Below are 23,560 nucleotides of genomic sequence, written 5' to 3' on the forward strand. Positions count from 1 at the left end.
ATATATTCTATAACTAATACTAAAATCCTCTAATTATTATGATTAAATAAGTCTGCTCTAAGCTTTTCAGCTTCCTTTAAATAAACATATTTTATATTGCTATTATTACCATTTACAGTAATAAGAAATCTTATACAAAATGGCAGCGATACTTCCACTTCCATCTCATTAAAATGCATTATTGGAACTAAACCAAGTTTATAGTTTTCTCTAATAAATTTCCCAGGATAGTCCTTTGTAATATCTTTTGTACAAGAAATAATAATAGACACGATATCCTCTAGTTTAATGTAGTTTTCCTTAATTATTTTTTCGAATAATTCTAAGGATGCTTTTTTTATTTCATCTTTAGAATTTTCTTTTATAGTTATAGCTCCTCTAATACCGTACATTATTTCTCACCTACCATTGTTCCTGCAATATAACCTGTGGAGAAAGCTATCTGAATATTATATCCTCCAGTATAGGCATCTATATCTAATAATTCACCTGCAAAATACAGATTATTTATCTTTCTTGATTTCATAGTTGATGGATCTACTTCCTTAACATCTACTCCTCCAGAAGTCACTATTGCTTCTGCTATAGGCCTTAATCTTTTAACTGTTAATTCCAAACCTTGTATAACTTGAACTAAATTTTTTCTTTCCTCTTTTGTAATAGAATTAACCTTTTTATTTTCAGATATGCCCGAAAGCTTTATAATTATTGGGATTAACTTACTAGGAAGCAATTCGTCTAATGAGTTTTTAAAATCTTTATTTATAAACTTCATAAAATCTTTTTGAATTCTTTTATCGAGTTCTTCACTGGATAATGCCGGTTTAAGGTTTATCGTGACTGAAAACTTTTCCCCGGTATTAATAAATCTACTGCAACTTAATATTATTGGACCTGAAATTCCAAAGTGAGTAAATAACATTTCACCAAATTCACTAAAAATTTTTCTTCCCTTTGAATTTTTTAATATTATTTCTACATTTTTTAGTGATAATCCCTGTAATTCTTTTATCCATTCCTCCTCTATTTCTATTGGAACTAAAGAAGGTTTTAATTCTGTTATATTATGTCCAAGAAGTTTTGATATTTCATGGCCCTTTCCATTAGAACCTGTCTGAGGATAAGAAACTCCTCCTGTGGCTAAAATAAAATAATCTCCCTTTATGATTTTAGATTTATTAGTTTTTACCCCTACTAAACTTTTATTACACTCTAATATTTCTAGAATCTCCTCATTAAGAAGTACCTTTACTCCCTTTCTGTTCAGTTCTTTTTCCAATGCCCTTAAAATATCTGAAGATTTATCAGATTCCGGGAATACTCTATCTCCTCTTTCCACTTTAAGTTTTACCCCTAAATCTTCAAAAAAATTCATTACGTCTATATTAGTATATGTATATAAGGAGCTATATAAAAATTCCGGATTTCCAGGTATGTACTCAAAAAAATCTCCTATGTCTTTGTTATTAGTCACATTACACCTACCCTTGCCTGTAATGTATAGCTTTTTACCTAATTTTTCATTTTTTTCTATAAGTACGACTTCATGCTTATCTGCAGCTTGTATTGCCGCCATCATGCCACCGGGTCCTCCACCAATTACGATTACTTTTGCCATATTTTCTCCTCCTTTTTGGAGCAATAATGAATAAAACGAACCCTATGGTTCGTTTAATCTATTCTCTTCTCTTTATAAGAATACACTTCATAGTCTTCCCATATCTTTTCTAGTTTCGAAAAAGTTGAAGATATCTTTTCCTTTTCTCTAAGTCCTACTGCAATGATAAGCGCATTAATAACACTTAAAGGAGCAACTAAAGAATCTACGAAAGAAGCCATATTACTCTGTGCAATTAAGGTATAATCAGCTCTCGCTGCTAATGGAGATAGCAAACTATCAGTTATTGCTACCACATTGGCACCCCTGTTTTTTGCATAATCTAACGCTTCAATTGTTCTTGCTGCATATCTTGGGAATCCTATTCCTATTACTAAATCCTCATCGCATACATTTAGCATATGTTCAAAAATATCACTTACACCATATCCTGTAACCTTAACATTATCCAATATTAAATTCAAATAAAACCCTAAGAATTCAGCTATAGCAGTTGAACTTCTAAGACCTACTATGTATATTTTTCTTGCTCTAAAAATGCTATTTACCACTTCGTCAAACGTCACATGGTTTATTTTTTCTAAGGTAGCTCTTATATTTTCCATATCAGACTTAAGAACACTTTTTAAGGCACTTTCTTGATTTATAAAATCATTTGAAAGTTCAATCCGTTGCACTGTGGTAAGTTTATTTTTTATTAGTTCTTGAAGTGCCTTTTGCAGTGTAGGATAACCACTAAATCCTAACTCATTAGCAAATCTAACTACTGTAGATTCACTAACTCCTACGCTTATTCCTAGCTTAGCAGCGGTCATAAATGCAGCCTTATCATAATGCTTTAAAATATATTCTGCTATTAACTTCTGTCCTTTACTTAATCTTGGAAATTTTGTTTGAATTGTTCGCATCAAATCTTGCTTACTATCTTCCATATAAATCCAATCCTTTCTCCATATCCCCTCAGAAATGCAATATTTATTTCATTTTACCATCTATTGAGCATTTTATCAATAATACTTTCAATTTTGCCTAGTTATATATTTTTTAGATAATTTATTTCTTCATTGGTTAAAAATCTCCATTTCCCTTTTTCTAGGCTTCCTAGCTTTATTTCACCAATAGAAATTCTTTTTAATTTTATTACAGGATGATTTATTTTTTCACACATCCTTCTAATTTGTCTATTTTTTCCTTCATGTATGAAAATTGAAACTATTGCATTTCCCTTCTCTTTAGATGTTATTTTAATTTCTCCAGGGGCTGTAACATAATCTCCAATATCTACACCACTTCTAAAAATGTCCAATTCTTCCTCAGTAGGAATTCCTTCTATTAAAGCAATATAATTTTTTTTCTTCGCTACTCTTGGATGCATAATATTATTATAGATTTCTCCATCATTTGTTAATAATAATAACCCCGATGTATCGTAATCTAATCTACCTATAGGATAAATTCTCTCCTCAACATCAACTAAGTCTATTACTGTTTTTCTTCCCTTTTCATCTTTTACTGTACACACATATCCTTCTGGTTTATTTAAAGCAATATAGACTTTTCTTTCTTCTGGTTTTATTAAATTTCCCATAACTTCAACTTTATCGTTATCGTTAACTTTATGTCCTAATTCCACTACTAATTTACCATTTACTTTCACATGTCCTTTTGTAATTATTTCTTCACATTTTCTTCTAGATGCCACTCCGCATCTGGCCATAAACTTTTGTAGTCTTTCCTCCATAGTAAAATCTCCTTATCCTAATGTTACATCTAATATCATCATTATTACAAAACCAATTAATAAACCATAGGTAGCAATCCTTTCGTAACCATGTTCATGGGTTTCAGGAATTATTTCATCGCTTATCACAAACAACATAGCACCTGCTGCTAAAGCTAATATAAAAGGTAGTAAAGGCTTTGATATACTGCTTAATACTATCCCTATAACGCCTCCTATGGGTTCAACTATACCCGTTAACATAGATATTAGAAAAGCTTGTTTATTTGAGTAATTTTCCCTTTTTAAAGCTAATGCGACAGCTAGTCCTTCTGGAATGTTTTGAAGACCTATACCCAATGCTAAGGATAATCCATCGCTTATATTATTAGTTCCAAATCCTACTCCTACAGCCAATCCTTCTGGAAAATTATGAATTGTTATAGCAATTATAAACAACCACACTTTAGATAAGGATGAGCTATTTCCTTCTTTTTTATTTTGGAATAGCATGTGCTCGTGAGGAGCATATTTATCTATGAGATCAAGCATTATTCCTCCAGTCATTATTCCAGCAGAAGTAATTAAAACAGCTTTTAAATCTCCTCCTCCATAATTTATTGAGGGTATTATTAAGCTAAAGCATGTAGCTGCAAGCATTACGCCAGCAGCAAACCCTAGTAATCCGTCTAGATATTTATGAGAAATTTTCTTTGTAAAAAATATAGGCACTGCCCCTAAAGTAGTTGACATCCCTGCTAAAAAGCTACACATTAATCCAATAGTTACTGTACTCATTTAACCATCCCCTTTAATAAATAATATTGTATATTTTATTATATTATAAAAAGCATATGATGTTATTGTCATATGCTTCATTCCATCTCTCCAATTCTAATTTTTCTAGTATGTTTCGTATGACTCCATTCTCTATCCTTTTTATATATTATACCTTGAATTGTAATTGGAATCCAAGTAAAAATATAGATATTATAAAGAAGATATCTTACAAAAAGTCTTAGATATTCTTTCTTTCTAAATAAGAACAATATTAATATAAAAATTATTGGTGATAAGAAACTAAATGTAATACTTCTTACCAAACTACTATTTGCATTAAAAGCTTCCGAAAGAAGGACAATACTTATGGAATAGCACGTAAATAAGACAAACATAAATTTTGATAGTTTTTTTTCAATAAACATGATCAATGGATTTAAGGAAAACTGCACAACATTTATTATCTGAAATATAAATGGAGATATTATGTAGCTAATTGAAAACATGTTTTTATTTAAAGGGGTATTACTATATAAAAATGTACATAATGCAGAGAGTCCAAATAACAGTATAACAAAAGGTTGTATTGTATAGAGAGCACAATCAAAGGCTGTAAAATCTCTATTTTTAAATGCCTTTAGCATTAATTTCAAAAAAAATCTTGAAGATACATCTGCAAAACCTTGCATCCATCTCTTTCTCTGCCTCCAAGATTGTCTAAGAGTTAGTGGTTTTTCATCATATACTATAGCATTATGTGCCCAACCCACTTTGTAATTATTCAAAACTAATTTGCACGTAAACTCTAAGTCTTCAGTAAGACAGGTAGAACCCCACCCTAACTCCTTAAGTAATCCTGTATGTACGCAAAATCCCGTTCCTCCAATTTGGTTCGAAAGGCCTAAAGTCTTCCTCCCTAATTGAAATAATCTATTAGTATTCCAAAAGGATATTGCATAAGATTGAGTAATCCATGAATCATATGGATTTTTACTATCAATATATCCTTGAACTACTTTGTAGCCTTCATTAATTTTGCTGTTCATTTCCATTAGAAAATTTTTAGAAATAAGATTATCTGCATCAAATATGCATATACCATCGTAATTTTTATCCATAATAAATATTTTATTAAACATCCACTCTAGAGCATAACCTTTGCCTCTTTTTTCTTTATTAAATCTCTCATAAACATTTACTGCTAATTTATTAGCAATACTAGCAGTATTGTCACTACAATTATCTGCAATTATATAAATATCATATAGCTCTTTAGGATAATTAATGCTCTTTAAACTTTCAATGATATTTTCTATAACTAACTCTTCATTATGTGCTGCTACAATCATGGCAAACTTTTTATTTGGATCGCAATATAATATTTCATCTTTATTTCTTGTAAACAATCCAAACATGGAAATTATTAAATAATAACTGGTGATTAAGAATACCATTATTTGAATGGATGCTGTTAAATAATAAATAAATTCATTCATCTTATCACTTCCGCCTTTAAATATAATAAAAGGGAAACCTTACATTGTTATAAAGTCCCCCTTGTTTATAAGTTTAACCAATATTATTTTTTTTATTATACTAAATTATAATTTTTTAAGCTTTTAGGTTTACAATTTGTTTTATTGATACATAATATTTATTATGTTAACTAAATAACTTTTTATAAATTAATCACCAAATTACATTATTGGAATATATTAAATTATAGCCTATCATCTTTCCATAATGATAGAGAACATATCTTATAAAGGAGGGATGTTTAATGGGACGCAAGCATAGAGACTGTTGTGAGTATGAATATTACAAAAAGAAATCCTGCTGCTGTAATAGCAACCGAAGTTGCAATTCCTGTGGTTTTGGTAACCTCTTAGGAGGATCCTGTAATAGTTCTATTTTGCCACTGATTGTTTTAGCATTACTTTGTAGAAGATAACTATATAAATAATAGAGGTTTCCTTCTTGGAAGCCTCTATATTATTTTACATAATTTTATTCTTAGCTAAAACTCTAACTAATAGTAATCCAATATATCCACCAATTATAGCTGTAGTCAATTGAGGTATTCCCATCATTATGGCCAATTTTGATGCTACTTTTTCTGGTAGTCCTAAATTAAATAAATATATTAACTTTCCTGCTGATAACCATAAAAATAAGAATTTTAAAAATGCTGCTATGGGCAGAGCTATATAGTTGTTTAATTTTTTCTCTCCTTTTAAAGCGTAAAAAGATATTATATATATAGCATTCCCAATCATAATAAATGGTACAAATGGACCCATTGGCCCTGGAAGCTGTCCAATAATCCATGCTAAGAACGGAGTTAGCGAACCAAGTAAAACAGCCCAGGAAAGTCCACTAGTGAATACGGACAGTATTAAAGCTGCATTTACAATAGAACCTACGAACACTTGACTAATTTGAGGATAACTTCTTCCTAATGCTTGTACTCCAATAGAAATTGATAGTAAAATAGCTGTTCTAGCTAAATTTTTAGACTTATTCAATAACACTCACTCCCCTTATATTTTTGTTACCGCTGATTTAACATTTACACCATTTACATTACCAAGCTTTCCCGTTAGTGCACTAATTTCATCAGAAGTACCATCTACAATTAATGATATTACACTAATTTCTCTCTCCCTATAAGGTAAACCCATTCTTCCAACTATAATATGTGCGTAGTCATGAAGTATATCATTTACCTTTACTGCGCTTTCAAAGTTTTCAATTACAATTCCTACTACCCCAACTCTTTTATTCATTATTTTACCTCCTAAAGTAAAAACCTTCTAAAAAATAGAAGGTTGTAGTACCAATATTAATTATATCCAGGTATCACATTCCCCCTTTTGCTTAGAGCTTTCCTTACAATCAGGATAATTATTAACACATTTTATTTAATCTTCTTTACCAGATTACTCCAATAAAAAGGATATATTAAAATTATATTTCTCTGCAAGCATAATGTCAACACAGTTACTCTTTATTGAAGAATAATCTGTTATAATAAATGTAAACAATATTGATTATATATTAGGAAAGGTGTTAAAAATGCATAAGAACTTAAAAAAGTTAAAAAAGAAATCATACACTGCTCCAGGTTCTCTTATTCATATAGGCGATGAAATTACTCATCCTGTAAAGATATCATATATAGAATATAGTAACGACTATTATAAATTTGAAGATAGCCTTGATAATATATATGATTGTTTCAATGAAAACGATACTGTAAAATGGATTAACGTTGACGGTTTAAACAACATAAGTATGATAAAAGAAATTGGAAATTACTTTAATATTCACCCTTTAGTACAAGAAGACATATTAAATACCACCATTAGACCTAAAATTGACGATCACCATGATTATATTTTCGTAGTTACAAAAATGTTATATATTAATGAATTAGGAAAACTAACCGTTGAGCAAGTTAGTTTTATTTTAACGAGTAATTATGTTGTATCTTTTCAAGAGTTTTCTGGAGATGTTTTTGATCCACTGAGAGAAAGAATTAAATCCGCTTCTAATATAAGAAAATTTAAAACGGATTATCTTCTATATTCACTTATAGATGGAATTGTAGATAGTTATTTCAACATACTAGAAAACATAGGCGATAGAATAGACTCTATAGAAGATGAATTATTATTGAATCCAGAAAATAAATTGCTTCAAGATATATATACTATTAAAAGAGAGATGTTATTTTTAAGAAACTCTATATGGCCTTTAAGAGAAGTAGTAAATAATTTAACTAGAATGGAATCTACCCTAATAAATGAAAAAACTATTGTTTTTTTTAGAGATATATATGACCATAACATTCAAATAATAGATACCGTTGAAACCTATAGAGATATCTTAGCTGGAATGCTAGACACTTACCTCTCTAGCATAAGTAATAAAACTAATGATGTTATGAAAATACTTACTATATACTCTACTATATTTATTCCCCTTTCTTTTTTAGCTGGAGTCTATGGAATGAATTTTAACAATATGCCTGAATTAAATTGGAAATATGGCTATCCTAGCTTTTGGATTATTAGCTTAATTCTAATTATAGTCATGCTTAGATACTTTAAAAGAAAAGATTGGATATAAAAAGGGTGAGCTTTTGCACAGTCTCACCCTACTTATTAATCAATTAAGAATTTATTAATATTCAACTTCATCTTTTCTGACATATCATTTAAATTTTGTGTAGAAGAAGCAATTTCTTCTAAAGAGCATACCTGTTCCTCACAGGAAGCATTTACATTTTCTGATATAGAAGCTGTTCGATTAGCTATTACAATACACTCTGAAATATTTGAAATTGTATCTTCCTTCATATTATTCACATTCTTTAATATAATTCTAACCTCTTTTATACCACTTTCTAAATCGCTTATAGAATCAGATATATTATTAAATGATTTTGAGGTTTCATCCATTGAGCGATTTATATCTTTTCTTTGTTCGTTTTCTATATTTATTTTATCATGTAATAGTTTTACTCTCTCAATCATGTTTATAGTAACGTTATTTATATTTAATGCAGCTACACCAGATTCTTCTGCCAGCTTCCTAATTTCATTAGCCACTACAGCAAAACCACTCCCCAGTTCACCAACTCTAGCCGCTTCTATGGAAGAATTTAATGCCAGCAAATTAGTTTGCTTTGTGATGGCTTTTATAGTATCCGTGATTAAAATTATTGATTTTGAATCTTCATTCAGTTTATAAATCTCAGTATTTAAATCTATAATATTTTTTTCACTTTCACTAATATTTTGTTTTAAATTATTTATAATATGGATTCCATTCTCAGCTACATTCTTAACATATGTAGAATAATCATCTGTTGCTATGATTTTACTAAGAGATTCATCTATATTTTCGCCTAAATAAATAAAGCTTTCTAATGCTTTATTTAAATCATTAACTTGATCAATAGCTCCTTTAAATACTTGTTGAAACTTTTTACTTAAGTCATCTTCAATTAAGCTCGATTCTTCTGTAATTGCTGCTAAATTAGATGAAGACTCTTGTAATACTTTTGAATAATCCTTTATTGATTTAAGTAAAATACATATGTTATATTTCATTGTATTTAGTGATGACTTTATATCTTTTATTTCCATAATATTTACCTCCTCACCTAGAATATCTATTGTAAAATCTCCCTTTGAGAATTCTTCAATACTCCTTTTAATGTCATATATGCCTGTCTTAATTTTTTTAGATATATAACTACAAAGTATTAGGCTAATAATTAGAAATAGACCACTTACAGTTGAAATATAGCCCAATCCTCCGTAGATTTTATCATTAAGTTCTTTTGTAGGTATAAATACTATAACATTCCATTTAGCAGCTAAATTTTCTATTTTGAATGTATGATAGTTTTCATTTTCAATGTTAATTTTTATAATATCTTTAGATTCCTTAACTATGTTATCCCAATGTTCTAAAGTACTTCCTATAAGACTTTTATCTTTATGAGCCAATATCTTGCCATCTTTGTCTGTTAGTAATGCATACCCGTTGTTTCCTATATTTAGGTTAATAATCTCTTCTGCTAATTTATTAAAATATATATCCATAGCTACAGCGCCAATGATTGAATCATTATTATCTAAAACCGCCTTTGAAAATGTAACTATTAAGTTTCTCTCATCATCTTCAAAGGGTTTAGAAATTATAACTCTTGTTTTATCACTTATAGCATATTCATACCATTTATCTTCTTTAAATTCTTTATTAATATTTACATTTTTATTAGTATACATATTACCTATTATGTCACCTAAATAAATTGATTTTACCTTAGAATGAGTTTTTTGTATATTGCTTATACTTAGGTTAAACCATTGAACACTCTCATTAGATGAATTTATATTCCTAGCATTTGCATCTTCTGATATTGAACTAATTAATTCTATATTTTTTTCTATAAGTTCTTCTAACTGAACTGAAACTCTTTTTCCCTCTGATAGTAAAATTTGATTAAAATCCCTCTTAACTACCTTAGATTGTATAGAAAAATTAATATACCCCGTAACAATAATAGGTACTACAGAGGAAAATAGAACTATTAATATCATATAATTTGTAAATTTATTATAATTCTTATCAGTAAAGTATTTTTCAATGGATTTTAGTCTTTCCTTTATCAACATTTTGTCCTCCTTAAAATCAATTTACTTTACTATAATCTTACTATACTGTATTTGTCATTTAAATTTTTATGTAGTATCTTTAACCTTATTTACACAAATTTAACGCAAAAAGCAACCTTCTAAGAGATTGCTTTTTGCGTTAAATTTATTTTATTTCATTTTTAACTTTTTCACTTTTGTCTAAAATACTTGAAGGAATATTTATGTTTAATTTTTTAATAGCATCTTCATTTATTGACAGGGTCATTTCTTTAAGAGTTGACAGTGGCACCTCACTTGGTTTCTTTCCGTTAATTACTTCAACGGCAGATAAAGCGGACTGAAATCCTAATTTAAAATAGTCTATACCAACAGTTGCTAATGCTCCTGACAACACTTGTCCTCTTTCCGAACCAATTATAGGAATACCTTTATTATAGCATTTATCTACTAAAAGTGGTATTGATGATGCCACTACATTGTCAGTAAATACGTATAAAACATCTATCTTACTTAAAATAGAATCTATGGCTTGATTTATTTCATTCACATTTGTAACTCCTGCCGCAATTACATTTAAGTTCATTTCTTTACTTACATTTTTAGCCTCTTCCATCTGTATCTCTGAGTTACTCTCACTAGTATTATAAATAATTCCAATACTTTTAGCTTTTGGTGCTAAATCTTTAATTAATTCAAATTGAGTTTTAATTGATACCGCATCTGAAGTACCAGTAACATTATTTTGTGAACTTTCCATAGATTGAGCTAATCCCGATTTTACAGGATCAGTAACAGCGGTTATAACAATAGGTATCTCTTTTGTTGCATTAAGAGCAGCTTGAGCTGAAGGCGTTGCTATAGCAAAAATCAAATCCTTATCCTTAGATGCAAAATTTTGAGCTATAGTTTGAGCTATCTGCATGTCTCCTTGAGAGTTTTGGTAATCAATTTCAATATTTTTACCATCTTCATATCCTTTAGATTTTAATCCCTCAATAAAGCCTTTTCTTGCTGAATCCAAAGCATCGTGCTCAATAAATTGAGTTATACCTATTTTCACCTTATTCTTTGGCTTTTCACCCATTGTATTTACCGGAGTGCTGGATGCCCCGCATCCAAAAAGAGTTGTCCCAATTAACAACATTGAAATGATTGTTTTGAAAGTTTTCTTTCCTACCATACTACCATCCTCCAAAAATATTAATTTTTAATTAAAATATATAAAAACTCCCCTTATGGAGAGTTTTAAACAAAATTATTTTACCATTTTACCAAACTACCATACTACAAAACTACTGTGCTACAAATTATTAAACACTATAATACTATACTCCCAATTTAATGTCAATATGTATTTCTATATTTCTGGTATAGAACGATGACCTATTCCAATTACAACTTCATTTAGGTGCAACAATCCTATGCTCATAAAAATACACACGCTTAAATGCTCTCCTGCTCTGGCAATACCAATTTTCCCTCCTACATTTAAACCACTTGCTTTGCTTAATATTTGCAATATAGCTTCTCTAGTAGCTCCAGCTACTGCGCCATCATGTACGTGGCAATCTTTTATTACTCCACTTCTTTTTGAAGCTACAAGTGCTCTTTCAACTATTTTAGGTATTGATTGATTTATATTTCCTCCCACGTCTACAGCAACACATATAATCCCTCTATTTTTAAAATCTTCTTCTAATCTCTTTTCTTCTTCCCTAGAAGTTAATGCCATATTTACGGAAGCTTTGGCAACATCTACACTACCAATACTCAATATTGCACACCATCCTTTACAAATAATATTATGATTATTATATCATATTTATCCAATTTAATTAAAAGATATTTGGGTACACTACTATTAATTCACGTTTTGCTTTAGGAAAGGAGATGATGCAATGAAAAAATCAAAGTTTTTAATATTATGTTTAATTCTTATGAATTGCATTTTTCTTTTTAAACTTAACTACATAAAGGCCACATCAGATTCCTCTCCTCCGAAAAACATTTATTTAACTTTTGATGATGGCCCTACCTATATTATCACAAATAAATTATTAAATATTTTAAGCGAAAAGGGAGTAAAGGCTACTTTCTTCATCGTAGGTAAAGAAATTGAAGGAAAAGAAGATATTTTAAAAAGAATTTACGCTGAAGGTCATAGCATCGGACTTCACACCTACTCTCATAATTTTAAGCAAATTTACAAAAGTGATGAGATTTTTATAGAAGAAATGCTTAAAACCCAAGCTAAAATTAAAGAAATTACTGGATTTACTTCTAATCTAATCAGGTTTCCAGGAGGAAGTTCTAAAAGATTAAATCTAAGACTATTAGATAAATTGCACGAACATAATTTAAAGATATATGATTGGAATGTAAATCTTTGTGACGGCGTTAACCCCAATTTAACTACAAATCAATTATTTGTAAACGGAACTAAACACAACACTAAATACTCTAGATTAATTATTTTAATGCATTGTAATTTTAATAATATCAATACTGTAAACGCCCTACCAAAAATAATAGATCATTACAAAAATTTAGGCTATGAATTTAAAGTCATCGATGAAAATACCAAAGAATATTATTATAGGCTAAAAAAATAGGCAGATTATCCGCCTATTTTTTACTATTTTTAAATCCTTTTCCTTCTACCTCTGATACATCTAGAATGGAAATAAAAGCATTACCATCTATTTCTTTTGCTATACTCTTAATTTTAGGTATTTCCCCTAAAGGAACAACACAATATAGTATCCTTCTTTTATTATTAGTAAAGGCTCCTTCTCCATAAAGAAAAGTAACTCCTCTACCTAAACTGTTCATTATCCAATTGCTAACCTCTTCTTCTTTTTCTGTTATAATTAAAATTAATTTATCTTTATTAAAGCCTTTAATTACTTTATCAATAACATAAGCAGTAATATACATCGAAACTAAAGTATATAATGCACTTTCTATACTAAAAATAAATGCTCCAATAGTTACTATTACACAATTTACAGAAAAGGTTATCTTACCTATATCAAAATTTTCATATTTTTTCTTGATTACTGAAGCGATTATATCTAGTCCGCCACTAGATCCGTTATTATTAAAAGCTATTCCAACTCCTAGTCCATTTAAAACTCCTCCATATATACACATAAGCAAAGGATCTCGTAGATTAATAAACCCCTTTAACTTAATAGTTAATAAAAGCATTATTGATAAGGATGTAGCCCCAATCATAGAATATAAGGTAAATCTTCTATCCATTTTTTTATAGCTCAGTGCAAACAAAGGTATATTAAGTGCTAATACAAAATATCCTGAAGGTATATTAAATAAATATTCTAATATTAATGCAATACCAGAAACTCCCCCACTAAGTAGGTTAGCATTAGCAATAAATAGATTAATACCAATAGCTGAAAAAAGAGTTCCAATTATAATAAAAAAGATATTTTTTATACTTTCTTTCCCAAAATTTTTTCCCAAAATTTTTCCCCCTCAATAAATTTTTACATAATTGTAACACCATGTAATTACTTTCATATATTAATATTGACAATACTATATGAAAGGTTAATTTATAAAATGTATATTTGTCCATATTTTACACCTAATCAGTATAGAAGTCCAGAAGAGGCTTCATATATTAGAATATTCCATGCATCACCTAATGCTCCTGCTGTAGATATTTATATTAATAATAGGCTAACAGTTAGAAATTTAGGCTATAGACAATTTACTCAATATTTAAAGATTACACCTGGAAATTATAATATAAAAGTTTATCCAGCTGGAAATACTGAAACTCCAGTACTAAACCTTAATGCCCAAATAGAAAATAATACAATTTTAACTGCCGCTGCTGTAGGTTTATTACCTAACCTTAATTTGCAACTAATAAAAGATACTCCAATGACTATACCAGAAGGTAAGGTAATGATACGTTTGGCTCATCTTTCGCCTGATGCTCCTGCTGTAGATGGCAGAATAAATAACAGCAATGTAACCTTTGAAAATTTGAGTTTTTCTAATGTGTCAGATTATCAAAGTCTTAATCCAGGTGTATATACTTTGGAAGTAACTCCTGCTGGTTCTGATGATGTAATTTTAATTGTACCAAATATTAATTTGAAGGCTAATAGATTTTATACCATATATATTATAGGCTTAGCTTTAGGTTCTCCTTCTCTTCAAGTTGTAATACCCCTTGACGGAAACAGCTATATAAAATTTTAATAATTTGGAGAGGCTTCTTTTTAAGAAATGCCTCTCTAAATCATTATTTATAGATATTGATTTGCTGCCGCTGCCCAATCTTTAATAATTTCCTTCATTTCATTTAAAGCAATAGTTACATCATTTACTACAGGCTTTTTATTAGATAGTTTTTTAACTTCTCCGTACGGATTATTTAAAGAAAGATTGTCTTCTTTCCCCGTAAGCACCCATAGGGTTTTAAAGTTGATAGGCTTAATCTTTAGTTCTTTTTCCCCTAAGCCATCTGTAAAATAAACCACTAAATGATTTCTAAGCTTTTTATCATAAATGTATTGAAAAACCGGGGAAAAAGCTGTTCCTCCTCTAGTATCTAGTTTTTTCTTTAAATCTTTTAAATCCTTAACTTCGTAAATCCTTCTTATCTGATTGTCACATTCAACTATAGCAATCTCACAAGGATGACTTTTTACAATATTAAATATTTCTATCATTATTTTTTTAATTTCTTCCTCTGTAACACTTCCGCTAATATCTATGGCTACTAAAATTTGAACAATATGATTTGATAGCTTACCCCTTAAATCCAATCTTTCAGGTTGCCTTCTATCTTTTCTAGTAATAGTTTTTTTATATCCTACTGGTAATGCACCTACAATCTTTTTTAGGTAATTCTCCCAAGATATTTCCGGCTTTTCGCTTAAGTCCTTTAGAGCCTTTTCTATGGAGTTAGGTAGCTTTCCTTTGTTAGCATTATTTGCAGTTTTCTTTGTTAATTCCTTTATTTCTTCAAAATTATAATCGTCTTTATTATTTCTCCATATATCATGAGTTTTCCATATATCATGTTCCTTGGAATACTTAACATTAGATTCTTCATTTTCATTTTTTTCTAAAAGCTCTTTTCCATTATCATCTTTCAATCTATTCATAGCCTTATTTAGCTCTTCTGCATAATATTCAGCATTTTTTTCATATTCTAGATTTGTCTTAAAAGACCAATTTAACATTTCAATGGTATAAGACCAGGTGGGAAGATTTTTTATATATTGATTAATAGAAACATCTAAGGCAGCGTTAACCACAAAATCATTATATTTTTTTCTTAAAGCTTCCCCTCTTACTATATGACTAAACATTATATGATAGACCTCATGTTTTATTAAAGCTTTCATTTGCTCTAATTCACACTCTAAAAAAATAATTGGATTTATATGAAGGATAAAATGTGAAAGAGAGGCTGTTGTCCCTAGAGCTGATGACATATAAAAATCTAATTTTCTCTTCATTTGTATGATAAAAAGAGCAAAAAAGTTATCTTCCTCTCTCATAAGGGAAAAAGTACATAATTCCATTAGTTTGTTAAAATCATTAATAAACTCTGGTGTAGGGCTAGCTTCTTCCCCCCATTCATAAACCTCCTTTAATAAATTTTTTCTAAGCAAATCAAATTTACTTTCTCTCATTTTCATCCCTCTAATCTTCTAACTCATTATATAGTGCAAAATACCCCTCTACAAAAACTTCATCCTTCATAAATTCCTTATATAAAGTATCTTTATAGGAAAATTTAATTTCTTGCATTATGCCCATTTTTAAATCTGAGGGATATAATTGAAGGAATTTAGAGAATAGTTCAACTTCCCTTTCTCTCTTATTTAAATCCTTCAAATAAAATAATATGTTTTTAGAGGCAATATATAATCTAGAATGACTTTCCCCTTTCACTCTTAGAATTAACTCTTCTCCCAAATCATCCTTTTCAAATACGTCCTCAGGAGATATTAAAGGTTGTCTACTTTCTTGTATATAATTTATAAAGTCCTGAGCTATAGCTGAACCTACATTACCCTTAACTACATTGTAAAATATTTTTGATGGGTATTTTCCCTTAGAATTATTATAAAGTCTATATGCTTTTGATATTCTTTCCCAGCTTCTTGGAGTAGCTTTAATCCACTGTTGAGAATAAGGAGTGTGTAAATATTCTGGGAAGGTTGATATAAATTCTAAAACATCTTTATGTATTTTCCCATCTTCACTCATTCCCCACTGCATCCATGACTTAACATCAGCTTCCAACTCAATCCATACAAATCTATCTTCCTGAGCAGGATCCATCTCTACAACTTGATAATCACTTTGAGAGTAATTGTCATATTTATTGGACGGATTCATGGCAGCAATTACATCTACACCTTCTGGTAATCTATAGCCATTTATTTCTCTATTTAATATAATATTCATTAGTTCTTGTTGTACCGCATGTTCACATCTGTTTAGCTCATCTATAAATAATAAAACCTTTCTTTTAGGATTTTCTATAATTGCATTCTCTATTTCCACTAACTTAGTGTGCATGGCATAAACAGTCTTCTTTCCATCTTTATAATCTTCAACTGTGGGAAGTCCCCCTATTTCTCCTTCTTTAAGCAAGTTACCATCGATATTAATAAGATAATAGTTTCCTCTCTTACTTGCTTCTTTAACCAAGGCGGTTTTTCCAATACCACTTTCACCTATTATTAGTGGAACATCCCCACTGTTTATAACTAAATCTACTGTTAATAAAGCATCATTAAAATTCATATATTACACTCCTCTAAATACTTAATTTATGATCCAGCAATATGGTTTTTGCCTTCATACTACCATATTTATAAACATACTTAACTTTATCAAATTTAAATGCATCACATTGAAGAAAGTTAAGCATATACTTATCATCTACTTCTTCGCTAGCTATTTCTTCCCTTATAATTGCTTCTATCTGATTTAACTCTTCTTCTGATAAGTATTTTGCTATATTTATATTTATTTTTATGTATTTATTAATTTTTTCCTCCGTAACTTTGATATATCTCATAGCTTCCTCATTATTTTTTATCCCTTCTATCTCTGCTTCCTCAGAAGGATTTTCAATAAATTTTAAAGCTGACCAATCTTTTTTTACAGAAATAACCTGAACTTCAGTAGTTGGATTTTTAATATATTTTATAGAATCGTAGTCTTTTTCTACTGCAAGTTTTTGAAGTTCCAAGCTAGGATCTTTTACAAATTGTATTGCCCACCCTTTTGATTGTATAGCTTTTTTTATAACATCACAACTAGGTTCTTTTATATATTTCAATGCATTCCAAGCCTTTGAAACTACATATAAACACATCTCTTCTGTAGGATTCTCTATATGTTCTATGCTCCATGGATTTTCCTTTAATTTTTCTATTATTTCCTTCTCTTTCAAAGAGTACACCACCTTAATAATACAATAATTATTTTAACATCAATATATTAACATAAAAAAAGAGAGAATATCATTTATCAATGGTTATTTCCATTGTAAAACTTTTTTCTCTCCTTTTCAATAATTATTATTAATAGAATAACATTATTAATAATACCAATAGCATAACTCCAAAAATATATATAGAATAAGTTATACTACTTAATTTGTATCCTGTTAAACTGAATGTTTTATTAACATATTCTTTTAACTTCTCCCCCATATTGTTTTCATATTTTATTTCAACATTGCCAATTTTATTTATAATGTTATTGATTCCTTCTATTGTTCTTATAAGACCTTCATCACATACTTTTAAAATAAAGCTAAAAACTTTAAACAGAAATTTAAATAGAGGAATATAGAAATGTTTCTCTAAATTAAACCAAGTAAGGGTAGTGTTTCTATAACTAACTTCTTTCCCTATACCAGTTCTTAAATATCCTCTTATTAATGATATATAAATTAGTACTCCAATCCCCATTGAAATAAAAGATGCCTTAATATTTTCTATAGTATAAAAATGAGGATGGATCTCTCCATGAAAATTAAAGGGAATTGCCGCCTTATCAATAACACTTATAATCGAGTTAGGATTTAGTCCTATAAATATTATTAAAGCACCTAAAATTCCCATAGGAATTAATGTACTCTTAGGAATCATCTTATCCTTAATGGAGGTATTGCTCTCTTCTATAAAAACAACTACAAACAATTTAATAAGATAGGCCGTAGTAAAACCGCTACTAATTGTAAAAATATATTCTCCTAGGTGTAGCCATACCCCTCCATAGATATGAAAGGCCTCACTTAACGCGTGATGCAACAAGTTTTTACTAATAAATCCATTAAAACCTGGCATTCCAATTATTCCAAATAAACCTACTAAAAATATATACTTAAATACCCTTTGGTTTCTACCAAAGCCTAATATTGAGTTTACGCTTAGTTGATGTAATCCCATATATATTATTCCAGCCCCCATAAAGAGTAAAACTTTGTATATAACGTGATTTACTATATGATACATGGTTCCATAAAAAGCAATAGCTTTATGCTCTCCTAGTATGCCCATTAGTCCTATACCTACCAGTATATACCCCATTTGACTCATACTACTATAGGCAAGAATCCTTTTTATATTCCTTTGGAATAAAGCTAAAAATCCTCCTATGAACATAGTCAAAAACCCTAGTGCTAATATAACAGTGGAAATTTTAAAATCATCTGGAATAATAAACCCAGTAGTTATTATTATTCCGAAAATGCCTGTCTTAAGTAATATTCCAGAAAGTATAGCGCTAGCTGGAGCTGGCGCCGCTGGATGAGCCTTAGGTAGCCAAATATGCAGTGGAACCATCCCAGCTTTTACACCAAAGCCAAATAGTATAAGTGATGATATTAAATATTTAATATCACCTATGTTGCTAAAAGCAACCTTAATTTCCTCAAGTTGCAAAGTTTGAGTAAAATCATAAAGTAAAAATAACCCCATTAGCAAAACTAGCCCACCTGTTACAGCCATAATTATATAGGTTTCCCCAGCCTCATGAGAAAATTCATCCTCTTCATGTATTATTAATGGATAGGATGCCAAGGACATTATTTCGAAAAAAGTAAATAAGTTTAATAAGTTTTCAGAAACAAAAACTCCTAGAGTACTCCAATAAGTTAACATAAAGAATAAATAGTATCTATTTTTATCTTTATATGATTTCATATATGAAATTGAATATATCATTACCAAAAGCCAAATTAATGCTGTTAACCAGACAAATATATATCTAAACATATTGATTTTAATATATAGCCCTGTTCCCATAATATTAGGTATCCACAACCTCATATCTTCCTTAATTATTGTTGGATATAAACTACTTATAAATATAAACATTATAAAAGTAGAGACTATATTTATTCCATCTCTATAATCCTCTCTCTTCATTCCTATAAAATAAGCTATAATTGTAGTTATAAGTGGAAATAAAATTATAAATAGCAATGAATTTTCTCCGAGCATAGCTACACCTTCCCTCTATATTTTATTGTCTCTTTACATTAATTCATTGGCTATTTCCTGAATAAAGGTTAATACCGGGTTAGGGAATAACCCTAGAATTATTGTTATAACGGTTATGCATACTATAGGGATAAGCATTTTCTTAGGAGCTTCTTTCATTACGTGAAGATTGATAGAGTCTTTTGCGAAAAATGCTTCCGTTATTATAGGCAGCAAATACATTGAAGTTAACAATGCGCTTACTAATAGTATTACGGGAAAAAGAACCTTTCCCTCTCCTAGACCTCCTAGTGCTAAAAACCACTTAGATACAAATCCATTGGTGGGAGGTATTCCTATTAGAGATATGGAGGATATGGCAAAACATCCTAAAGTTAAAGGCATTTCCCTTCCTATGCCTTTTATTTGGCTTATTTCTGTCTTATGCCTAGTATACATAATTGCTCCTACACAAAAGAATAATGTAATTTTAATTACAGCATGATTTATTAAATGTAGCATCGCTCCCACAAAAGCATTTTTATTTAAAAGAACTATACCAAGTAAAATATAACCTAACTGACTTATGGTGGAATATGCTAGTCTCTTTTTTAAATTCTGTTGATGTAATGCTAAAAAAGATCCCATTAATATAGATATAACAATAAATATGGTTAAGTATTTTTTACTTTCAATACTACGAATAAATTCTGCACCATAAACATAATAAGTAGTTCTAGTAAGGGCAAAAACCCCTGACTTTACCACCGCTACAGCATGCAATAACGAGCTTACCGGTGTTGGTGCCACCATAGCTTTAGGGAGCCATGAATGAAATGGAACTAAGGCCGCCTTAACTCCAAAACCTATAAACATAGCAATGAAACTTATAGAATATAAATTCATATTATCTCGGTTAAGGTTAGTAATTATTCCCTTAGGTATAAAGGATAGATCACCCGCTTGAGTAAATAAAATTATCATACCAAAAAGAACTAACGTAGCCCCTCCAAAAGAATATATTAAATACTTTCTTCCGCTCTTCAAAGCTTCCTTTGTATCAGAATGTATTACTAATGGAAAGGTAGCCAAAGTAAGTAGTTCATAGAAAAGGTACAGGGTTATTAAATTTCCAGCAAAAGCTATCCCTAAGGTCACTCCTAAGGTTGCTAAGAAAAACGTAAAAAATCTATCTTCTTTTCCTTCATGTTTCATGTATTCCATGGCATAGACTGTAGTAAATATCCATAAAACTGATACCAATAAAGCAAAAAGCATAGTTAATTTATCAACTTTAAAGTATATATCTAAAAACTCATTAAATTTAATTAAATGTATTCTATCTCCTTCAAAGTAATTAAAAACAGTAACTACAAATATAAAGTTTAAAACTGTAGTTATACCTGTAAAAACATTTCTACTTTTTTCATTAAACTTAAAATAAAGTACTAGAATTGATGCGATAAAGGGAAATATTACTGGTAATAAAATAATTGAATTTTTCAATATAAATCCTCCTAAACTAAGCCAGATTTGATTAAGTCTATTATATCCCTAGATTTTATACCAATAAAAAACATTGCTAAAACCAATATTATTATAGGAAGCAGTTGTTTAAAGGGCTTTTCCTTGCCCTTATTTACTTTATTTATTAAATTTTCCTCTCCAAAATATCCATTTATAGCTATAGGGAAATAATATACTGCATTTAATAAGCTACTTATTAATATTACCCCAATTAACATTATTCTATTAGTTTCAATACTAGCTAGAGCCAAATACCACTTCGAGATAAATCCAGGTAGTACAGGAATTCCTATCATTGATAAGGATGCTACGAAAAACAATCCCAAGGTATAGGGCATTTCCCTTCCAATGCCTCTTAAATCCTCTAAATTTTTAAAACCGGTACTTTGTATAATTGATCCTGCACATAAAAATAACGCTGCCTTTGTTACCGCATGTCCTATAATGTGAAATACTGCTATAGCAAGTCCTAGCTCACCAAGCCCAAGTGCAAAGAAAATATATCCCATTTGTGCTACAGTAGAATAAGCTATTACTCTCTTAATATTTTTTTGATAAATTGCAAATATAGAGCCTAAAATCATTCCTAAAGAACCTAATAATAAAACTACATTTAAAATTGGAAAATTTACTATGATTTCTTTTCCAAAAATTCTGTATAAAACTTTAATGAAAAACCATACATATCCTTTTAGCACAAGAGATGATAGTAAAGCACTAGAAGATGTTGGAGCATTTGAATGAGCATCTGGTAGCCAAGTATGAAGAGGAAACATAGCACTTTTGACACCTAGACCAACAGTGAATAACCCTAGCACTATAGTTATAATTTTAGAATAATCCATATAATTTTGAGCTAACACTTCATGCATATATGTCATATTTAAATGTCCAGTAATTGAATATAAAAAGGCAATCCCCATGAGTACTAATCCTGATCCTAAACAACTCATTATTAAATATTTCATTCCAGCCTTTATGTTTTCCTTTTTGTCTTTTATTACTACTATTCCACAGGAAGCTAAGTTACCTATTTCTATAAATACAAACACATTAAATATATCATTTGAAAAAACTATGCCTAAGAGGGAACCTACTAAAATATTTACTAAAAGATAATATAAGTTAATTTTATCTTTGCTTATATCATGATGAATATTATAAATTGAATACCATAGGACCATTATGGCAACAAAAGTAAATAATATACCCATTATACATTCAATTAAACCTACATAAAATTCAATTCCAATAGGTGAGGAAAAATGTCCTATTCTATAATAATAACCTCCCTTTGATAATACGTAATTTAACGTAATTATAAACATACTAAAACATACACCAAAGGCTGCAAGGGTAATTCCTTTAGCAAATTTTTCTTTTTTGATTAATGGCATCAACGTGGCTGTAATAAATAATAACAATACTGAAATTAACGGAAAACTATCAATAGGCAAATCTATTCATCCCCCTTTTTTAATATCTGATCTAATTCTATTGTTCCATACTTTTCATAAATTTTAATTGTTAGAGCTAATGCAAAGGCCGTGGTACTTACTGCTACTACTATACCAGTGAGCATAAGTGAAGTTGGAATTGGATTTATATATTTATTCACTCCTTTAAATGATCCAACTATAATTGGTGCTTCTCTTCCTTCAATATAGCCTTTTGCTATAAAAAAGAGGAAAATTGCTGTATCCATTATATTTAACCCTATTATTTTTTTTATAAGATTATTATTTAAAAGTAAAGTAACAAATCCGATGCCAAATAATATTACTGCCCCCACTTCATAATAATTAATAAATAATTTATCCATATTTATATTTCACCTTCTTCAAATAAACTATACAAGAAATACATAGTTATCCCTACTACTCCCCCCACAATAATATTTAAAGGAAGTAAAAAACCACCACTTAATATATTACCTGGTGTGCCTAACGGTGGCCCAGGCCAATTTAAATGACTACCCCCTGATATAAAACTATACCCCTTCATCCCACCATACATTAATAATGCAATAGAAATTACTTTTACTAATATATCATATTTAAGCTTTTGCTGAGCTTTTTCTTTTCCAAATACAATTCTATAAAGTATAAATCCTGCACCTATTACTGTTCCTCCTGCAAATCCGCCACCAGGGCTAAGATGTCCATGGAAAATTATATATATTCCAAAAAGATATATGAAAGGTAGTATCCATCTTGTTACTTCTTCTAATATAGTATCTTTCATT

General features: G+C 29.4%; 24 protein-coding genes. 4 read left to right on the top strand and 20 right to left on the bottom strand.

Annotated elements, in window-relative coordinates:
• Positions 1-29: 29 nt before the first annotated feature.
• From aroH to ABDZ69_RS07945, 6 genes are all read right to left on the bottom strand, one after another.
• Positions 30-392, bottom strand: a complete 363-nt coding sequence (aroH, locus tag ABDZ69_RS07920; protein ID WP_343768531.1) for a chorismate mutase — start codon at positions 390-392, stop codon at positions 30-32.
• The gene (locus tag ABDZ69_RS07925) at positions 392-1,618 is read right to left on the bottom strand and encodes a BaiN/RdsA family NAD(P)/FAD-dependent oxidoreductase (protein WP_343768534.1); all 1,227 of its coding nucleotides are present in this window, start codon (positions 1,616-1,618) and stop codon (positions 392-394) included. The genes aroH and ABDZ69_RS07925 overlap by 1 nt, the downstream gene beginning before the upstream one ends.
• Positions 1,619-1,671: 53 nt before the next feature.
• Positions 1,672-2,550, bottom strand: a complete 879-nt coding sequence (locus tag ABDZ69_RS07930) for a MurR/RpiR family transcriptional regulator (RefSeq protein ID WP_343768537.1) — start codon at positions 2,548-2,550, stop codon at positions 1,672-1,674.
• A 101-nt stretch (positions 2,551-2,651) separates the two neighbouring features.
• Complete coding sequence (locus ABDZ69_RS07935) at positions 2,652-3,359, bottom strand: pseudouridine synthase (RefSeq protein WP_343768540.1); 708 nt, start codon at positions 3,357-3,359, stop codon at positions 2,652-2,654.
• Positions 3,360-3,371: 12 nt separating this feature from the next.
• On the bottom strand, positions 3,372-4,136 hold the full coding sequence (locus ABDZ69_RS07940) for a ZIP family metal transporter (protein WP_343768542.1): 765 nt from the start codon (positions 4,134-4,136) through the stop codon (positions 3,372-3,374).
• A gap of 77 nt (positions 4,137-4,213) precedes the next feature.
• Positions 4,214-5,614 (bottom strand): glycosyltransferase family 2 protein, encoded by a 1,401-nt coding sequence (locus ABDZ69_RS07945; protein ID WP_343768544.1) that lies wholly within the window; start codon positions 5,612-5,614, stop codon positions 4,214-4,216.
• 284 nt (positions 5,615-5,898) lie between these two features.
• Between ABDZ69_RS07945 and ABDZ69_RS07950 the strand changes: the two genes are divergently transcribed.
• Positions 5,899-6,069, top strand: coding sequence for a hypothetical protein (locus ABDZ69_RS07950; RefSeq protein ID WP_343768546.1), 171 nt, complete (start codon positions 5,899-5,901; stop codon positions 6,067-6,069).
• Between the two features lie 46 nt (positions 6,070-6,115).
• Here ABDZ69_RS07950 and ABDZ69_RS07955 read toward each other — a convergent pair whose 3' ends face one another.
• Entirely contained in the window at positions 6,116-6,649 is a 534-nt protein-coding gene (locus ABDZ69_RS07955; RefSeq protein ID WP_425544629.1) for an ECF transporter S component, read from the bottom strand.
• Positions 6,650-6,658: 9 nt separating this feature from the next.
• Positions 6,659-6,904: a TM1266 family iron-only hydrogenase system putative regulator gene (locus tag ABDZ69_RS07960; RefSeq protein WP_343768551.1), complete on the bottom strand. Its 246-nt coding sequence runs from the start codon at positions 6,902-6,904 to the stop codon at positions 6,659-6,661.
• Positions 6,905-7,193: 289 nt separating this feature from the next.
• Here ABDZ69_RS07960 and corA point away from each other — a divergent pair, with 289 nt between their 5' ends.
• Positions 7,194-8,249, top strand: a complete 1,056-nt coding sequence (gene corA / locus ABDZ69_RS07965; RefSeq protein WP_343768554.1) for a magnesium/cobalt transporter CorA — start codon at positions 7,194-7,196, stop codon at positions 8,247-8,249.
• A gap of 35 nt (positions 8,250-8,284) precedes the next feature.
• On the opposite strand, the gene ABDZ69_RS07970 is transcribed toward corA, so the two are convergent.
• The 3 genes from ABDZ69_RS07970 to ABDZ69_RS07980 form a co-directional block, all read right to left on the bottom strand.
• Positions 8,285-10,309, bottom strand: coding sequence for a methyl-accepting chemotaxis protein (locus ABDZ69_RS07970; protein ID WP_343768557.1), 2,025 nt, complete (start codon positions 10,307-10,309; stop codon positions 8,285-8,287).
• A 145-nt stretch (positions 10,310-10,454) separates the two neighbouring features.
• Positions 10,455-11,471 carry an ABC transporter substrate-binding protein gene (locus tag ABDZ69_RS07975; protein ID WP_343768559.1) on the bottom strand — a complete coding sequence of 339 codons (1,017 nt, stop codon included), beginning with the start codon at positions 11,469-11,471 and terminating at the stop codon, positions 10,455-10,457.
• A 177-nt stretch (positions 11,472-11,648) separates the two neighbouring features.
• Positions 11,649-12,065, bottom strand: coding sequence for a HutP family protein (locus ABDZ69_RS07980; protein WP_343768561.1), 417 nt, complete (start codon positions 12,063-12,065; stop codon positions 11,649-11,651).
• Positions 12,066-12,189: 124 nt separating this feature from the next.
• Here ABDZ69_RS07980 and ABDZ69_RS07985 point away from each other — a divergent pair, with 124 nt between their 5' ends.
• Positions 12,190-12,903: a polysaccharide deacetylase family protein gene (locus ABDZ69_RS07985; protein WP_343768563.1), complete on the top strand. Its 714-nt coding sequence runs from the start codon at positions 12,190-12,192 to the stop codon at positions 12,901-12,903.
• 13 nt (positions 12,904-12,916) lie between these two features.
• Here ABDZ69_RS07985 and ABDZ69_RS07990 read toward each other — a convergent pair whose 3' ends face one another.
• The gene (locus tag ABDZ69_RS07990; protein ID WP_343768565.1) at positions 12,917-13,777 is read right to left on the bottom strand and encodes a YitT family protein; all 861 of its coding nucleotides are present in this window, start codon (positions 13,775-13,777) and stop codon (positions 12,917-12,919) included.
• 99 nt (positions 13,778-13,876) lie between these two features.
• Here ABDZ69_RS07990 and ABDZ69_RS07995 point away from each other — a divergent pair, with 99 nt between their 5' ends.
• Positions 13,877-14,527: a DUF4397 domain-containing protein gene (locus ABDZ69_RS07995; protein ID WP_343768567.1), complete on the top strand. Its 651-nt coding sequence runs from the start codon at positions 13,877-13,879 to the stop codon at positions 14,525-14,527.
• 47 nt (positions 14,528-14,574) lie between these two features.
• Here the strand turns inward: ABDZ69_RS07995 and ABDZ69_RS08000 are convergent, their stop codons facing one another.
• The 8 genes from ABDZ69_RS08000 to ABDZ69_RS08035 form a co-directional block, all read right to left on the bottom strand.
• The gene (locus ABDZ69_RS08000) at positions 14,575-15,972 is read right to left on the bottom strand and encodes a vWA domain-containing protein (protein WP_343768569.1); all 1,398 of its coding nucleotides are present in this window, start codon (positions 15,970-15,972) and stop codon (positions 14,575-14,577) included.
• A 10-nt stretch (positions 15,973-15,982) separates the two neighbouring features.
• The gene (locus ABDZ69_RS08005) at positions 15,983-17,095 is read right to left on the bottom strand and encodes an AAA family ATPase (protein ID WP_343768572.1); all 1,113 of its coding nucleotides are present in this window, start codon (positions 17,093-17,095) and stop codon (positions 15,983-15,985) included.
• Positions 17,096-17,108: 13 nt separating this feature from the next.
• Positions 17,109-17,750: a hypothetical protein gene (locus ABDZ69_RS08010; protein WP_343768575.1), complete on the bottom strand. Its 642-nt coding sequence runs from the start codon at positions 17,748-17,750 to the stop codon at positions 17,109-17,111.
• Positions 17,751-17,880: 130 nt separating this feature from the next.
• Positions 17,881-19,809 (bottom strand): complex I subunit 5 family protein, encoded by a 1,929-nt coding sequence (locus tag ABDZ69_RS08015; protein WP_343768577.1) that lies wholly within the window; start codon positions 19,807-19,809, stop codon positions 17,881-17,883.
• 33 nt (positions 19,810-19,842) lie between these two features.
• Positions 19,843-21,294: a monovalent cation/H+ antiporter subunit D family protein gene (locus ABDZ69_RS08020; RefSeq protein ID WP_343768579.1), complete on the bottom strand. Its 1,452-nt coding sequence runs from the start codon at positions 21,292-21,294 to the stop codon at positions 19,843-19,845.
• An 11-nt stretch (positions 21,295-21,305) separates the two neighbouring features.
• Positions 21,306-22,772: a complex I subunit 5 family protein gene (locus ABDZ69_RS08025; RefSeq protein ID WP_343768580.1), complete on the bottom strand. Its 1,467-nt coding sequence runs from the start codon at positions 22,770-22,772 to the stop codon at positions 21,306-21,308.
• A gap of 2 nt (positions 22,773-22,774) precedes the next feature.
• A complete protein-coding gene (locus ABDZ69_RS08030; RefSeq protein WP_343768584.1) occupies positions 22,775-23,137 on the bottom strand; it encodes a sodium:proton antiporter in 363 nt (120 codons plus the stop codon).
• 2 nt (positions 23,138-23,139) lie between these two features.
• Positions 23,140-23,559 (bottom strand): MnhB domain-containing protein, encoded by a 420-nt coding sequence (locus ABDZ69_RS08035; RefSeq protein ID WP_343768586.1) that lies wholly within the window; start codon positions 23,557-23,559, stop codon positions 23,140-23,142.
• Position 23,560 lies beyond the last annotated feature (1 nt).

The sequence above is a fragment of the Clostridium malenominatum genome, assembly GCF_039521365.1.
GTDB lineage: Bacteria > Bacillota > Clostridia > Clostridiales > Clostridiaceae > Clostridium_AW > Clostridium_AW malenominatum.

Coding starts and splice junctions, on each gene's coding strand:
- ABDZ69_RS08015 (WP_343768577.1), bottom strand. CDS start 19,809: ATGCTCGGAGAAAATTCATTGCTATTTATAATTTTATTTCCACTTATA.
- corA (WP_343768554.1), top strand. CDS start 7,194: ATGCATAAGAACTTAAAAAAGTTAAAAAAGAAATCATACACTGCTCCA.
- ABDZ69_RS07985 (WP_343768563.1), top strand. CDS start 12,190: ATGAAAAAATCAAAGTTTTTAATATTATGTTTAATTCTTATGAATTGC.
- ABDZ69_RS07925 (WP_343768534.1), bottom strand. CDS start 1,618: ATGGCAAAAGTAATCGTAATTGGTGGAGGACCCGGTGGCATGATGGCG.
- ABDZ69_RS07930 (WP_343768537.1), bottom strand. CDS start 2,550: ATGGAAGATAGTAAGCAAGATTTGATGCGAACAATTCAAACAAAATTT.
- ABDZ69_RS07945 (WP_343768544.1), bottom strand. CDS start 5,614: ATGAATGAATTTATTTATTATTTAACAGCATCCATTCAAATAATGGTA.
- ABDZ69_RS08005 (WP_343768572.1), bottom strand. CDS start 17,095: ATGAATTTTAATGATGCTTTATTAACAGTAGATTTAGTTATAAACAGT.
- aroH (WP_343768531.1), bottom strand. CDS start 392: ATGTACGGTATTAGAGGAGCTATAACTATAAAAGAAAATTCTAAAGAT.
- ABDZ69_RS07970 (WP_343768557.1), bottom strand. CDS start 10,309: ATGTTGATAAAGGAAAGACTAAAATCCATTGAAAAATACTTTACTGAT.
- ABDZ69_RS08000 (WP_343768569.1), bottom strand. CDS start 15,972: ATGAGAGAAAGTAAATTTGATTTGCTTAGAAAAAATTTATTAAAGGAG.
- ABDZ69_RS07935 (WP_343768540.1), bottom strand. CDS start 3,359: ATGGAGGAAAGACTACAAAAGTTTATGGCCAGATGCGGAGTGGCATCT.
- ABDZ69_RS07975 (WP_343768559.1), bottom strand. CDS start 11,471: ATGGTAGGAAAGAAAACTTTCAAAACAATCATTTCAATGTTGTTAATT.
- ABDZ69_RS08030 (WP_343768584.1), bottom strand. CDS start 23,137: ATGGATAAATTATTTATTAATTATTATGAAGTGGGGGCAGTAATATTA.
- ABDZ69_RS08035 (WP_343768586.1), bottom strand. CDS start 23,559: ATGAAAGATACTATATTAGAAGAAGTAACAAGATGGATACTACCTTTC.
- ABDZ69_RS07995 (WP_343768567.1), top strand. CDS start 13,877: ATGTATATTTGTCCATATTTTACACCTAATCAGTATAGAAGTCCAGAA.
- ABDZ69_RS07940 (WP_343768542.1), bottom strand. CDS start 4,136: ATGAGTACAGTAACTATTGGATTAATGTGTAGCTTTTTAGCAGGGATG.
- ABDZ69_RS07960 (WP_343768551.1), bottom strand. CDS start 6,904: ATGAATAAAAGAGTTGGGGTAGTAGGAATTGTAATTGAAAACTTTGAA.
- ABDZ69_RS07950 (WP_343768546.1), top strand. CDS start 5,899: ATGGGACGCAAGCATAGAGACTGTTGTGAGTATGAATATTACAAAAAG.